This window comes from Johannesbaptistia floridana, assembly GCF_057440575.1.
Genome location: NZ_JALKVM010000213.1, coordinates 1 through 14,010, shown reverse-complemented (window position 1 = coordinate 14,010; position 14,010 = coordinate 1). Strand labels below are relative to the sequence as shown.

Sequence of the window (14,010 nt, the reverse complement as noted above, 5' to 3'; positions counted from 1 at the left end):
TTTAAGAGTTATTCGGTGCGTTACGCGCTTCATGCGCACTTCGCACCCTACGGGGAATTGGCGATCGCCCTTTTTGAAATTCTTTTATGCTTAATCATGATTCGGCGCGTAACGCACCCTACGGGGAATTGGCGATCGCCTTTTTTGAGGTTCTTTTATGATTCAAGTAATTGTTCGGTGCGTTATTCAGGGGATTTTGCTATCTAAAAGAACCTTGTAGGGTGCGAAGCGCGGAGCGCGTAACGCACCATAATCTTTTGATTATTAACTATTCACTGGTTTCTCCTCCACAAAATTTAAGATTAGCGGGAACTAAATAGTTACCTATTTGCCAGGCTTCGCCGTAAAATTGTAGGTTTTTCAACAGAGAAACTGGAGGGATAGAGATAACATCAAAGGCAATTAGTTGCAAACTAGAGGGAATATCTGCGGCATTGAGATAAGTATTGCCAGAATAATTTCCCACAGGTTGAGGGATGATTTCTAATTCCTCAATAATATCTACTCGAACTTTACTCATAAACTTACCAACTCGAATATATTCAGGAAGTTGATATTCTCCAAACACTAAAGTTTGAAAACGATTATTGCGTTCGATTACTCGTAGTCTTCCTGTTTGAGGAAAGTTACTCGGTCTAAAGGTATTGGGTTTTTTCCCCCCGCGAAGGATAAATAAGTCCTCCCGCGCTGTTGCTACCCGATTATTAGTCATGGCATACCAATAGGCGTCAGAAAGTCCGTTAAATCGCTCAAATCGGAAGGATATTTGTTGATTTACTGGCCAAGCTGGTAGAACATAACAATCTCCATTAATCGGTGTTAAATGTTCTAAATAGCGAGGTTTACAGGTATCTTCTCCCCTTAAACGATAGGGAGAACTTACCCAAGATAAGGCGTAGGCAAGGGCATAGTTACTAATTGTTCCTTCTGTATAATAGGTGTCGGAGAGTTCCCGGGAGGCAAAAAATATGGGTTCAGCGCACCATAATTCAATTAATTTGGCTGTGGTGAAGGTTGGCGATCGCTTTTTTGCAGGTAATTCTAGTTGATTCATTTACTTACTCTTGGTTTTTTTGCTGGATTGATTTTCAGATCTTTCCCGATAGCTTTGATAAGATTCATCTAAGCGTTTTAAGAAGGTTTCCTGTTGTTCTATTGACCAATTTCGATCAATATCATTAATTAATTGTTTTACTTCATTGTCAGAGAGTTGAATAGATATTCCCCGTCTATTGTTCCAAAAGAAGATCATGTTTTTAGTGGCGTCAATTAAATCATCAGTTTTCAATGGATGTTCTAGTTCAATATTTTCAGACTTTAACTTGTCATAAACTCCCTGAACTAATTCTAAAGAACTAGGAAGTTCAGCCATACCGCCAAAGACTCCTAAGATTTGATTATCCATTCTTCCCACCCGGCTAGAAACAGCGCCATAACGAGTGGTAAGTAAAATATTGCCCATAGCGTAGCGCAATTCGTCGGCAGTAACGTCTTTGAGGGTGATAATATCGAGAAAATGGGCACCAGGTTTAATGTATTCACTGGTGTTAAGGGCGGTGGATGCTTCTCCCTTTTCATCTCGCATGGTACCATTTTCGTAAATAGCATTAATCGTGCGATCGCCAATTAATTCTGTAGCTGGTAAAACACTAAAGGCATCTTCTGTCCAAACTCGGCTTTTTTGCGCTCCCTCTCCTCCAGCGGCAAAACCATAGAGAAAACAATCAATACAATTTTCACAAGGTGCATTAGTATTGAGAGAACAAAGTTTATCAGTTTTAGGTGCAGTATATAACAATTCATTGGCCCGTAAAAATTCTCTTCCTCGGCGTCTTTCTGGCGCTACTTGTTTCCTTTTAGTCATCACCAAACGAGGAATAATATTAGTATCTTTTACTCCCGCCTGGACTGATTCACTACACATAGGTTCTCCACTTCCTTCGGTGCGGAAAATTGTCTCTGATTGGGTGGTTCTTAATACTACTAAACCAATAGTACGACCTTTGGGAAAGTTTTCGTATTCACTAGCGAGATAGGGTGTTAATTTTTCCATGGACATAGATTTAATTCTCCTGTTTATTTTCAGATTCTGTTTTTAGTTGTTGACGCGCTTCTTGTAAAAAGAATAAGTAGGCGGCTTCTAGAGTTTTACCGTCTGAGAGTAAACGTTCAGGACGATTGTTGTAAACTTCCGTGAATAATTGCCGCAAAACTTCGTAAAATTCTTTAATTTGCTCAAATTTAGTTTGACCTACTCCATGTTCACGAATACGATCTAAACGAGTATGATATTTTTGTACTAAAGAAGCAAAAACAGTATCCCAATCTAAGTGGGATTTGCGCGATCGCACAGCTTTGATAAATTCAGCAAAAGGTTCAACTTGAGAAGTCCGTCTAAAAGAACTCCCCTTTAAGTTGGCTTTAGCAGCAATTGAAGCTGCCTGTTTCAAGTAGTGAGAAACTAAGTCGTGTTCTTGAGACATAATACTGTTTAATAATTGGTTTAGGGGTAATTTAATACGATTCCAAATCCCTTCTAAATTAGGATTATCTTGTTCTCTAAGAATCCATCTCAACAAAACATAATAAAGATTTAGAGGTCTTTGTACAGCTTTAGCTAAATCATAAAGACAGTCATCTTTTTTGCGAAGACTAGCTACAGAAATAGCCAAATTACCAAGACAGCGTAGGCGTAATAAAACAGATTCTGCCGTTAAAGTCTGGGAAGAAATTTGTCCTTCTCGGTAATATTGTCCATTTCCTAATAGGGGTTGTAGAGAGGAGGGAATCCCCTCTACTTGACCAAAGATATCCCATTGGGGTTTAATTTCTAAATTCCCTCCCAAGATAAAAGGAAACCCAAAATCACTAGCTAAGGCTAATTCTAGGCCGAGACGCAGGGATTTCAGTAAGGCTATAGATGTGTTGACCTCTCCCCAAATAATGGGAATAATCACGGTAGATTGAATAAATTCAGGACGCTTCGGTAAAGCAACCCCTACAGCCTTATTAGCTTTAAAGGCGACAATATTATCTCGATAAAGTTGTAATTCATCAAAGGTAACTGTTCCACCTTCCCCATTAGTACTAGCTTGAGTTTCTAACCATCTTTGCCAAATGATTTTTAGTTCGGGAGTTGAACCGTTGGGTAAGGCAAAATGTAAATACAGAGGATCTTGTTTACTAACTTTGGGAAAGTTTGCCCCTACCCCCAAAAGTTGATAGGCTAAAAATGCCATATTATCTCCTCTTCTTTTGGGTTCGGAACTCATTCCCCCAGGTAAACGATTAGAAAATGATTGTACTTTAGTTCCTGGTGGCATTCTATCGGAAATTAGTTCACTAACTTCCCCTGAAGTTGTCCCGAGGGAACACCTTTTACGAGGATTTGCTTCTATATATGTAGTTAGTTCTGAAAATCCCTGCCAGTTTCTCGAAGTGGGAAGATTTAGTAAATATCTCACGGAAGTAATTAATTCTTCTGATATTTCCCAATCTTCTGATGATTCACCCATCCGCAATTCTAGAGAGTTTCTTAAGGCTGTTTGAATGCCTTCCATTCCTTTTTGTTTGGCTACTTGTACAGCAAATAAACACCGACCATATAGAGGGTCAAAAGCTTCTAATGCACTACGCTGTTCTGGAGAAATTCCTAAATCTTCGGCTATCTTATTCCATGCTTCTAGGGAAGTTAACCCCCCTTCTCGATAGCTTAGGTAAATTGCTTTCATACCTTCTGATAGGGCAAATTCTTCGTCATTAGCAACTGGATTTAAACCCAGGGTAATTGCTTGATTAACGGCTTCTTCCCCTGCCTTTTGACTGTATTTATCTATGTCTTTGGCTAGTTTATCGGCTTTGTAGCTGTTAAATTTTTTAGCTAGGAGACTATCTACTACTTCGATTACTTCATCTATATCTTGTTGAATGGCTTGATTATTGATTTTGATACCATCTTTACTAGCTTTAACTAGTTGTTCGATATTACTCCCAAACACTCTATCTATTTTTTGTTGCCAGATTTTGGCTATTTCAATAGTTATATCTTCTTGAGGAAATTTTTCTCCCAAAAATATCTGACCATTGGAATTAATACTTAGAGTGTATAGTCCATGACTAGATAAAACCTCTTCACAGGCACTAAGTAGTAAAGATGTGAGATAACCTCTATCTTCTGATAGAGTAATTTCCCATAACTGTACTCTATATCCTAAGGCTACAGTTAATTCGTTTTCAACTTTACCCTGCCGTTGCTGTTTATCTATACCTAAATCAAATAAATCCGCAGCAATTAGTATTGCTACCCAAGATTTAATTTGAGGATCCTCCGGCAAAAAACGCATACCATCGCTGGCATTATGTCCTGAGTGTCTCTCTATTAGTCTTCTGACTAGTTCTAAATCTTCCTCGGTTTTGACTAGTTCTTTTACACCTGCACGTTCTAATTGTACTTGTAAAAAGTCCCGATCTCTTGCTAAGGCTTTGACATTGCGGTCATCTCCTGTTTCTGTTAACTTGTTTAAGTCGTGAACTGCGGTAGCTGCAAGAATATTTGCTAGTTTTTCTTCGGGAATCTCTGCAATTTTTCCCACTCTTAAGACAAACTGACAGGCAGAGTCTAAATGTTCCGCGAGGCTTCTACCTCTGCGAGATCCATATTGAGAATGGGTACTATGAAGTTCATATAATTTAGGTCTAATTTCACTAAAATATAAGTCCTCCAATGTTTTCACCGGACGGCTTAGTATGCCTAATCTTTTCATAATTTATTCCTTATTGAAATTTATAAGATGAAGGGCGATCGCCCAAACATAGATATTCAAGCTGTGAAATCAATTGTGCGATCGCTCTTGGTTTAACTATTTCTGGTTTTTTTCCTCCCAATCTGCGTAACTAATAATCTCTCCTTCTTCGTCAACAATTGGCTGCCAATACAATTCCAGCTTTTGTTGCTGACTTTTTTGTGATTTCTTCATTTTCTTCTCCGTTGAATTATTTTTTCTTGCAAAATTCCAACCGGAGTTTCCCATGCCTTATAATGGTAAGTTAATAAGTTTGTATTTTTTAAGGACTGGTAACTCGGTCTTTTTTTTTGTTTATTATGCACATGTCAGTTAAGAATAAATAACTATTCTATTTGATTGTGCTTTTTTATATAGTATCACCTAAATCATCTCAAGGCAAACTAGCTGATAAATTTAACTTGACAAATTAATAGTTGTAGATTTATGATAGGACTAATCCCAAATAGAGGGATTGAAAGAGTTATGAATAAGTAACTATTCATCATAATTTTACGTAATCTAATCCCTATGAGGGATAGTAAGCTGGAGATGATCTCCGGCTTTTTTAATGTCTTGGAAATAGTAGTTATCTGTAAGTTGCTAATAACTGACAAACTCTTCTTATACAAAATTTTTGTACGTATTTAGTGTACTCAAACTTTGTATATTTCTATATATATACCTAATAATAGAAATAAGCAAGATTTTTACTCACAAAGTGTACGTACAAACCATGGGAAGACAAGGACAATCAATTACTCTTTCAATATCTATGAGAGACAAACAGGAGTTAGAGAAACTAGCAGTAGAGTATGGAATGACATGGGGAGAGAAGCCAAATATCTCAAAACTAGTAAAGGCGATTTCCCAAAAAGAACTACTAATTGCCGCCAATCACAATTGGACAGAAGAGAGAATTAAATCTCTAGAAGAAGCTAGACAAGCACTTATTAGTTTAGGGAAAATAGAACAAGCAAGAGAAATCGCCGCTTTATTACTACAGAGGAGTGAATTAAAAGGGCCATTTCGTCAGCAATTAGAAAACTTTTTAGAGGGGGATCAAATATCCTGGAGACAAGAGATTGAGGAATATATCAAAAAACGTCAACCCTTTAAACTTAGCTATCGAGATGCTGCTGATCAAGAATTTCAGTTTAATATTATTCATGGTCAAATTAAACTCATGGAAAAACGTCAGTATTTAATTTGTCGTTGTCAAGAAACTCAAGGAAATCAAGATATTCCCGAATTGCGAAATAACTGGACATTGCGTTTAGATAGAATTCAAGAGGCGGCTATAACTACTATTGATAGTAAATGGAAAATAGACTTACAAAGAGTAGCGGTAGAATTCCATCTCTATAGAGGCTTAGCCTTTGGCTACAAAGATGTTGAAAATCAAGATAGATTTATTAGTAAATTAGAAGGATATCCACCAACTAAACGAGTAATTAGGCCAATATTTAGCACATTCTGGTTTTTTCGTAGTATTGCGCCCTATTGGGAAGATTGTGCAATCATCAAGCCTGAAAATGTACGTCAGCTTTATCTAGAAAAAGTTAGGGCCCTTTATGACAGATATTTATAACCATTTAAAGATGTTTTCAATGTTAAAATTAAGATAATTCTACTCCCAAAAAAAATTACAATTGTCATGCTTACACAATATCATGTTCCTGTTTCATTGTGTTTTCTAGCTACAGATTTACCCATCTTAATAAATGTAGAAAGCGCTGCTACCCTGTATCAAAAACAGCCTAACAAATATCACCTAGTTCTCAAAGCAGATTTTTCACCTCAAGCGACTAATCAATTAATCTGGCTAGAATTATCTTCATCTCGCGTGATTATGACTGTCCAAGGCGATAATCAACTTAATTATCGACATTTTTGGGAAAAAGGTGTTTATGGTACTAGTCGTTATTGGTTGAATCAAGACAATGTTGAGACTAGGAGTGGCTTTTGCTTACCGAACTACACTCGTAGTTTAGACATGGAGGACTGTGGGTTACCAAGGAGTTTACGTGTAGAGTATGAACTGTGGTCATATTTACCCCAGATATTACCTCCGGGAGTAGAGAATAACTATCTTGAGAAGTCAAAAAAAACTTGTTTAGGACACTATGTTCTACACTTAGAAATAGAGCATTAACATTTAAGTAGTTGTTAATCAACTTATACAATTATTAAAAGAAATAAGTAAAACCAAGAAAGAATCAATAAAATAATGGGAAACGAGACACTAACTTTGCTTTCACCTAGAGAAATAGACAAAATGCGCGAAGCCGGTAAACTAGCGGCAGAACTCCTCAATCATTTAGAGAATATGATTAAACCGGGGGTAACAACTTTAGAAATTGATGAAGAAGCAGAAAGATGGACTCAAAAACACGGTGCAAAAAGTGCTCCCCTAGGTTATCATGGATTTCCTAAATCTATCTGTACTAGCGTTAATGAAGTAATTTGTCATGGCATTCCTAACGCTAATCAAATTCTTCAAGATGGGGATATTATCAATATCGATGTGACGCCAATTCTCAATGGTTACCATGGAGATACCTCAAAAACTTTTTTCGTGGGAACTCCTTCTCCCACAGCTAGAAAGTTAGTAGAGGTGACGGAAGAATGTTTACGCCGTGGTATAGCTGCTGTTAAACCCGGTGGTCGCATTGGTGATATTGGCGCTGCTATTCAAGAATATGCTGAAGGGAATGGTTTTTCCGTGGTTCGTGATTTTGTTGGCCATGGTATTCATCGCATCTTCCATACAGAACCTCAGGTTCCTCACTATGGTACCAAAGGAAAAGGTAAGCGTATACGTCCAGGAATGGTATTTACTATAGAACCGATGATTAATGAAGGAACACACGAAGCTAAAGTCTTAAAAGATGGCTGGACAGCAATTACAAAGGATAAAAAACTCTCAGCACAATTTGAACATACAATAGCTGTTACTGAAGAGGGTGTAGAGATTTTGACTCTTCCTTAGTTCTAAAATAAATCTCTAACAAGTCTCACGCCATATTCTCTAACAACAGGCAAGCTTATATTGGCGTGAGATTCAAGGAATCTGAAACTAAAACAACTCCTTCAATATCCAGTAAAAGTTAAGTTTTTATATTCCTCAAAAACAACATAAAATCAATGAATGAAAAGTTAGAAAAAAAATTCAAGCAGAAATACAAAGGAGAGTATTATCTGAATACACTCAGAAAAAAGAAAAGCAAGAAATAGAAAAAAATATTTCATGGGAAACTGAAGCAACGATAGAAGCGTTATTAGAAATAACGGATCTTAATCGTTCAGAGATAGAAGCAATTTCAGCTCAGATTCGTACTGAATATGAAAAAAAATTTATAATTGTTACCCATATCAAAAAAGGTTTAACTATAACAGCAATATCTTTAATTGGAATAGGGGGAATAGGGATAGGTAAAACTTATTTTTATCAGAGAGAAAATCTAGTTTTAGATAGTAAATCAATAGAAACTAAGGTATTTAAAAATCCAATTGTTAACGGTTATTATCTTGATTATTGTCGAGAATGGTCAGATAATTGTGGTTTACCAGCAGCCCGTGCTTATTGTCAAGCAAAAGGTTATACTGATGCTGTTGATTATAAATTGGTTGAAAATAATCAAATAACTAAAGTAATTAGTAGTGGTCAAATTTGCGATCGCGAATTTTGTGACCGAATTTCCGAAGTTACTTGTAGGAAGTGAAAAATATTAATAATCCCAAGCTGATTCTATATAGCTAGTCAAACTTAGTTTATAGCCTGGGGAAGATAATTGCTTTGTATACCTAACTAAAGCCAGGTCAAATCTACATACATGATTAGCAAGGTGGGGATATTCACCGAGAAAACTATTTGCAGTTTGCCAGATTTTCTCCTGTTTTTGGGGTGTAATTGCTAACAATCCATCTTCATCCCAATTAGACTGTTTACGAGTCTTAACCTCTACAAAAGCAAGATGATGGGTATCAGACAAAGTCCGGTTTTCACAGGTCCCTTTTTTTTGATCAACCCTAAAGCTTGAGAGATTATCGCTTCCTACTTCCTGCTTATTGATAATTACCTTTTTATCGTCAGGTTTAAGATTATCTTCCCCACCTTGACTATATTCCGCAATTAAATCAATTTCTCCCCAGCGACAAGACCAGCGAGATGCTAAAATTTTCCACCCTTGGTTCATTAAATATTGGGAGATAAATTTTTCTCCAAGTTCGCCGATCTTATCCATGGTTTTACTACTATATATCTAAATCACTAATTACTGACTTTTGAGGAATTTCTTCGCTAATAGTCAGATTAGTTGATTGCAAAATTGGACTAGTAGTTACAGAGTTATTAGCTAGGGTAAAGAGGGGATTAGAGAGAATACCCGCTAAAGAAGTGATTACGAGGGATAACACTAACCCTACTTGCAAAGGACGCATTCCCGAAAGCTTCCAATTAATTTCAGGATAGTTGGCTACTACCTCTGACATCTCTTGAGGTTCTTTGACAACCATCATTTTCACCACACGAATATAGTAGTAAAGAGATGCTACACTTGTGATTAAGCCAAGAAGAACTAAACCATACAATCCCGCTTGCCAGCCGGCCCAAAATAGGTAAATCTTGCCGAAAAATCCTGCTAAAGGAGGTATTCCCCCTAAGGATAATAAACAGATGCTTAATACCAGAGTTAGGAGAGGATCTTTTTGGTAAAGACCAGAATAATCACTAATTTGGTCAGAACCAGTTCTCAAAGAAAAGAGAATAACACCAGCAAAGGCACCCAAATTCATAAACAGATAGATGAGTAGATAGAAAACCATACTGGAGTACCCGGCATCAGTACCAGCAATTAAACCAATCATCACAAAGCCTGCTTGGGCGATGGAAGAATAGGCTAACATGCGTTTCATGCTAGTTTGGGCTAAGGCAACCACATTACCTAGGACCATACTAAGTATGGCTAAAGTGGTGAAGATAAAGTGCCATTGTTCGCTGACAGGAGAAAAAACTGTTACCAGTAATCTAATTGCTAGGGCAAAACCAGCAGCTTTAGAACCAACAGAAAGAAATGCTACTACAGGAGTGGGGGAACCTTCATACACATCTGGTGTCCATTGGTGAAAAGGTACAGCAGAGATTTTAAAGGCAATACCAGCAATCACAAATACTAAGGCGATCGCCAAACCGAGAGATTGAGATCCAGTGGTGGTATTTAGTACATTAGCGATTTCTCCTAGACTGGTTTCTCCTCCTGACAAACCATATAGTAAAGAAACACCATAGAGGAAAATAGCTGAACTTGAAGCCCCAATGAGGAGATATTTTAAAGCCGCTTCATTAGAACGGGGGTCTCTTTTCATGTACCCTGTCATTAAATAAGAAGAGATACTGAGCATTTCTAGAGAAATAAACACCATCACCAACTCAGAAGCGCCAGATAAGAACATACCGCCAATGGTAGCAGTAAGCATAATGCCCACAAACTCTGCTAGAGATGTTCCCGTTTGTTCTACATAGCTTACGGACATTAAAATAGTTACTGCGGTGGATAGAGCAATAATTGCCCGAAAAATCACACTAAGATTATCCCCGGTAAAAGCTCCTAAAAAGGCCACATTATTAGGTTTATCCCAAGAAAATATTAAAGCTACCACAGCTCCAATTAAGCCTATGAGTGCTACATAAGGGAGGATGCGGTTAAAACTGCGTCCTCCAATCAAATCACCCAGTAAAATTACCATTAAAGTAATAATAACCAGAGCTTCTGGCCAAATTACCCCTGCATTTAATTGTGCAGCAACGTTACTAGAAAAATCCATAATTTTTGTTTACTTAAGCTTTAATCGCTGACTTACCTATTTTGTCATATTCCTGGGCTGATTTGTACTGTTAACTACTAAAACTAGGTGGTAATTCTAGAGCTATCTCCCCTAGGTTACCTATGCGAAAATCGTTGAGTATAGTAAAGGCGCTTCTTTCTTTGTCTCCTTGGTAGCGTTTAATTGCTAATTGTTCTATATAATCTTCGCCTGTTAAACCAGTAAAATCCAAACTATATCTCGATGTTAAAACCTCCGCTTCCCCCAATTCTTGTAATAAATCCACAAAAGCTGTAGCAATCCGTTGGTTATCATAAGCTGCTTCCCCAATATCTTCACAAATCGCTAATTTTACTGCATCCTTTTGATTTTCTAACTTAACAGGAATCACTCCTGGGGCATCTAATAGTTCTAAATCGGGAGAAATTCTCACCCAACGCAACTGACGAGTTACACCTGCCCGTCTAGCACTAGCTACAATTTTACGCCCTACTAAACGATTAATTAGGGCCGATTTCCCTACATTGGGAAACCCGATGACTACGGCACGCACTGGACGAGGTAACAGGCCGCGATCGCGTCTTTTTTTATTTATTTCTCCTCCCCTAGATTGAGCCGCTTTAATCACTGCTTTAATACCTACTCCTCCTTGGGCATTAGTTAAATATGGCTCTTCTCCTTGGGCGCGTAACCAACTTAACCATTCTTGGGCTGCCGCTTCTGTAATCATATCCAAGCGATTAATTATAAGTATTCTCGGTTTATTACCAATCCAGTTTTTCACTTGAGGATGATGAGAAGCTAGGGGGATTCTGGCGTCACGTATCTCTAACACCACATCTACCCGCTTCAGTTGTTCTTTTAATTCTCTTTCTGCTTTAGCTATGTGGCCAGGATACCATTGAATCAGAGGCATTTTTCTTATTCTTTTATTTTTAAGTGAACTTCTTGCAACAACTCAGGGAGTTCTAGAGATTGCTTGTGTTCCCATTTTAATTTATTTTGTTTTCACTTTGGCTCATTTATAGGGTGCATATCCGCAACTTCTATAGCTCCGGGAGAGGGGGAGAAGGGGAGAGGGAGCTTTGCTATAGTATGTAGGGGCGCTCATACTTGCGCCCTTATCCAAGTTGGCGCCCACGTCAAGTTGACTAAAGTAATAAGACATATATGCCACAGATTAAGCCCAGAAAATTGATGAAAAGATGATGATGATCTTATAGCTATTCGCACAAAAGACAAATAGAGAAAGCGATCGCTCTCGTGAAAAGTAACTTATGTAGTATAAAAGGGCGCAAGTATGAGCGCCCCTACCCAAGTAGGCGCCCACGTCAAGTTGAGTGGCGTGATAAGCATAAGCATGAATATATTACAACAACAGAAAATTGATGAAAATATAATGATGAGCTGAGCGGCGATCGCACGGAAGACAAAGAGAGAAAGATATGATTTAAAGATGGCGATCGCTCGAAAGAAAAGTAGGGTGCGTTAACCTGCGTGTAACGCACCATAACTTATGTAATAATCAAAATTTTATCTTAAAATAAATAAAATATAGCGTTTTTCAGTTGACTCATATCTTGCACCAGAACAAAAGTACAGAAATTGGCCGACAAGGGAGAATCAATTTTTAAGCGCGATCGCATTAATTCTCTTACTTCAAAACTTCAAAACTCAACCCCCACCAGTAACTTTTGATAAAGATGCAAGATGTGAGGTTGACGGGGTGAGATCAAGGTTAGGCAGGGCAAGCCTTCTAGGGAGCGCCCTCGCCTAGGAGGGAGATCTCGCACTCTTATCGCCCTAAAAAAAAATATGTTTACTAATTTAGATAACTTCTACAAAAATTAGTAAAAATCAGAGTATTTTGATGATTATAAGCGTGAAAACTAGTAATTTTTTTCAGGAGCTTATCTTTTAAAAGGCAAGCCAGAGCCGTCATCTTACTGGGTTGTCACCCCGTGAGCTACTGAGGTACAATTGCTGCTCAAATTGTCAAAAAAACATTATCTCTCAATATTGAACTATAATAATGATAAGCTGTTATCATTATGATGAGTTGAAAAAAAAAAGGATACTGATGTTTACAAAAAATTCAGCTAAGAGCAACTTTTGGCAAAAAATTAAAAAAAAATTCAAATTAGCTAGTTACGAAGAACTTGTAAAACTGGAAATGCTGGAACGTCAACCATATGCTTACTGTGTTTATAATAGTGCAATATTAGCTAAAAAATTAGGTTATAAAAAAATAAGTATTTTGGAATTTGGTGTTGCAGGAGGCAATGGATTAGTTAATCTAGAATATCATGCGCAAGAAGTATCGAAGCTACTAGGTATAGATATAGAACTTTATGGCTTTGATACGGGAGAAGGACTACCCAAACCAGTTGACTACAGAGATCTTCCTTACTATTGGCAAGAATCTTTTTATAAGATGGATATTGCCAGACTTAAAAGCAAACTGAAAAAAGCAACACTTGTTTTAGGTGATGTCAGAGAAACAACTACAGATTTTCTGGAAAAATATAATCCTGCACCAATTGCTGCGATTATGTATGATTTAGACTATTATTCTTCTACCGTTGCTGCTTTAAAGATGTTCGATAAAGATGAAAAATTCTTTTTGCCTCGGATCTATTGTTATTTAGATGACATAACAGGTGCAGAAATTGAACTATATAATGACTATACGGGTGTGAGGTTAGCTATTAATGAATTTAATCAAAGCCACGAGAAAAAGAAATTTAGTCAAGCTTATCATTTAATAACTAAGACAATTGTTAAGGGGTGGTATCATAGGATATACACATACCACAACTTTCAACATAGCAAATACAATGAATTTGTAGGAGATAAAGATCAATCACTACCTTTAATAAACTAGATAGTAAGCGTTCAGGGGGGTAGAAGAGCGATCGCTAAAAAAAGACATCAAAATCTGATAAACTAAGTGACATGGAAGAAAAACGGGTCAATTATGTAAAGCAGATACCCCCAGAAGATTGGGGAAAAACTCCAATCAGTGTTAAAAAACTGGTGGAGGAGATGGCGCAGCAAATACAAGAACAAGAAAAGAAGCTTACAGAAGTCCTGACAGTTCAAGAACAATTATTAGAAAAAGTTAATCAAACCTCAAAAAACTGTCGGCAATTATGTTGGGCGCACTTGAAACGAGAATTTATCAAAATATCAGAACGCCCTGGGGTCTCGGCAGAATTAGGAACTGCACTGGTTAAACAGTAGCCTGTAGGTTGGGTTGAGGTCAGGAAACCCAACAGTATAAAAGTAGTCGTAGTTGTAGTAGTTGTAGGGTGTGTTAGGGCGAAGCCCGTAACGCACCGTCAGATGAGTAATGAGTTTTGAAGTAATGAGTAAAAGAATTAATGCTCAAAGCTTAAAAATT

Annotated in this window: 12 protein-coding genes; 6 read left to right on the top strand and 6 right to left on the bottom strand. The window is 37.4% G+C overall.

The genetic code is table 11. From position 1 onward, the window contains the following. The coding region (locus tag MW688_RS13955) for a hypothetical protein (RefSeq protein ID WP_486736623.1) at window positions 1–207 on the top strand (207 nt) is incomplete at its 5' end. Between the two features lie 61 nt (window positions 208–268). Here MW688_RS13955 and cas5d read toward each other — a convergent pair. Genes cas5d through MW688_RS13940 form a run of 3 tightly spaced genes read right to left on the bottom strand, consistent with a single transcriptional unit; the run spans window position 269 to window position 4,763 of the window. After that, complete coding sequence (gene cas5d / locus MW688_RS13950) at window positions 269–1,054, bottom strand: type I-D CRISPR-associated protein Cas5/Csc1 (protein ID WP_486736622.1); 786 nt, start codon at window positions 1,052–1,054, stop codon at window positions 269–271. After that, the gene (gene cas7d, locus MW688_RS13945) at window positions 1,055–2,059 is read right to left on the bottom strand and encodes a type I-D CRISPR-associated protein Cas7/Csc2 (protein WP_486736621.1); all 1,005 of its coding nucleotides are present in this window, start codon (window positions 2,057–2,059) and stop codon (window positions 1,055–1,057) included. A 4-nt stretch (window positions 2,060–2,063) separates the two neighbouring features. Further along, window positions 2,064–4,763, bottom strand: coding sequence for a hypothetical protein (locus MW688_RS13940; RefSeq protein WP_486736620.1), 2,700 nt, complete (start codon window positions 4,761–4,763; stop codon window positions 2,064–2,066). Window positions 4,764–5,502: 739 nt separating this feature from the next. Here MW688_RS13940 and MW688_RS13935 point away from each other — a divergent pair. The 3 genes from MW688_RS13935 (at window position 5,503) to map (ending at window position 7,773) form a co-directional block, all read left to right on the top strand. Continuing rightward, window positions 5,503–6,372: a WYL domain-containing transcriptional factor gene (locus MW688_RS13935; RefSeq protein ID WP_486736619.1), complete on the top strand. Its 870-nt coding sequence runs from the start codon at window positions 5,503–5,505 to the stop codon at window positions 6,370–6,372. 66 nt (window positions 6,373–6,438) lie between these two features. Next, the gene (locus tag MW688_RS13930; RefSeq protein ID WP_486736618.1) at window positions 6,439–6,936 is read left to right on the top strand and encodes a hypothetical protein; all 498 of its coding nucleotides are present in this window, start codon (window positions 6,439–6,441) and stop codon (window positions 6,934–6,936) included. Window positions 6,937–7,011: 75 nt separating this feature from the next. Then, window positions 7,012–7,773 carry a type I methionyl aminopeptidase gene (gene map, locus MW688_RS13925; protein ID WP_486736617.1) on the top strand — a complete coding sequence of 254 codons (762 nt, stop codon included), beginning with the start codon at window positions 7,012–7,014 and terminating at the stop codon, window positions 7,771–7,773. A gap of 739 nt (window positions 7,774–8,512) precedes the next feature. On the opposite strand, the gene MW688_RS13920 is transcribed toward map, so the two are convergent. The 3 genes from MW688_RS13920 to ylqF form a co-directional block, all read right to left on the bottom strand. Continuing rightward, entirely contained in the window at window positions 8,513–9,028 is a 516-nt protein-coding gene (locus MW688_RS13920) for a YraN family protein (protein WP_486736616.1), read from the bottom strand. A 10-nt stretch (window positions 9,029–9,038) separates the two neighbouring features. Beyond that, entirely contained in the window at window positions 9,039–10,607 is a 1,569-nt protein-coding gene (locus MW688_RS13915) for an NAD(P)H-quinone oxidoreductase subunit N (RefSeq protein ID WP_486736615.1), read from the bottom strand. A 70-nt stretch (window positions 10,608–10,677) separates the two neighbouring features. Next, window positions 10,678–11,523 carry a ribosome biogenesis GTPase YlqF gene (gene ylqF / locus MW688_RS13910; RefSeq protein ID WP_486736614.1) on the bottom strand — a complete coding sequence of 282 codons (846 nt, stop codon included), beginning with the start codon at window positions 11,521–11,523 and terminating at the stop codon, window positions 10,678–10,680. A 1,164-nt stretch (window positions 11,524–12,687) separates the two neighbouring features. On the opposite strand from ylqF, the gene MW688_RS13905 reads away from it, so the two are divergent. Further along, the gene (locus tag MW688_RS13905) at window positions 12,688–13,491 is read left to right on the top strand and encodes a hypothetical protein (protein WP_486736613.1); all 804 of its coding nucleotides are present in this window, start codon (window positions 12,688–12,690) and stop codon (window positions 13,489–13,491) included. A 71-nt stretch (window positions 13,492–13,562) separates the two neighbouring features. Continuing rightward, window positions 13,563–13,850, top strand: coding sequence for a hypothetical protein (locus MW688_RS13900; protein ID WP_486736612.1), 288 nt, complete (start codon window positions 13,563–13,565; stop codon window positions 13,848–13,850). The last annotated feature ends 160 nt before the right edge of the window (window positions 13,851–14,010 follow it).

Coding starts and splice junctions, on each gene's coding strand:
- MW688_RS13930 (WP_486736618.1), top strand. CDS start 6,439: ATGCTTACACAATATCATGTTCCTGTTTCATTGTGTTTTCTAGCTACA.
- MW688_RS13900 (WP_486736612.1), top strand. CDS start 13,563: ATGGAAGAAAAACGGGTCAATTATGTAAAGCAGATACCCCCAGAAGAT.
- MW688_RS13940 (WP_486736620.1), bottom strand. CDS start 4,763: ATGAAAAGATTAGGCATACTAAGCCGTCCGGTGAAAACATTGGAGGAC.
- MW688_RS13905 (WP_486736613.1), top strand. CDS start 12,688: ATGTTTACAAAAAATTCAGCTAAGAGCAACTTTTGGCAAAAAATTAAA.
- cas5d (WP_486736622.1), bottom strand. CDS start 1,054: ATGAATCAACTAGAATTACCTGCAAAAAAGCGATCGCCAACCTTCACC.
- ylqF (WP_486736614.1), bottom strand. CDS start 11,523: ATGCCTCTGATTCAATGGTATCCTGGCCACATAGCTAAAGCAGAAAGA.
- MW688_RS13920 (WP_486736616.1), bottom strand. CDS start 9,028: ATGGATAAGATCGGCGAACTTGGAGAAAAATTTATCTCCCAATATTTA.
- MW688_RS13915 (WP_486736615.1), bottom strand. CDS start 10,607: ATGGATTTTTCTAGTAACGTTGCTGCACAATTAAATGCAGGGGTAATT.
- map (WP_486736617.1), top strand. CDS start 7,012: ATGGGAAACGAGACACTAACTTTGCTTTCACCTAGAGAAATAGACAAA.
- cas7d (WP_486736621.1), bottom strand. CDS start 2,059: ATGTCCATGGAAAAATTAACACCCTATCTCGCTAGTGAATACGAAAAC.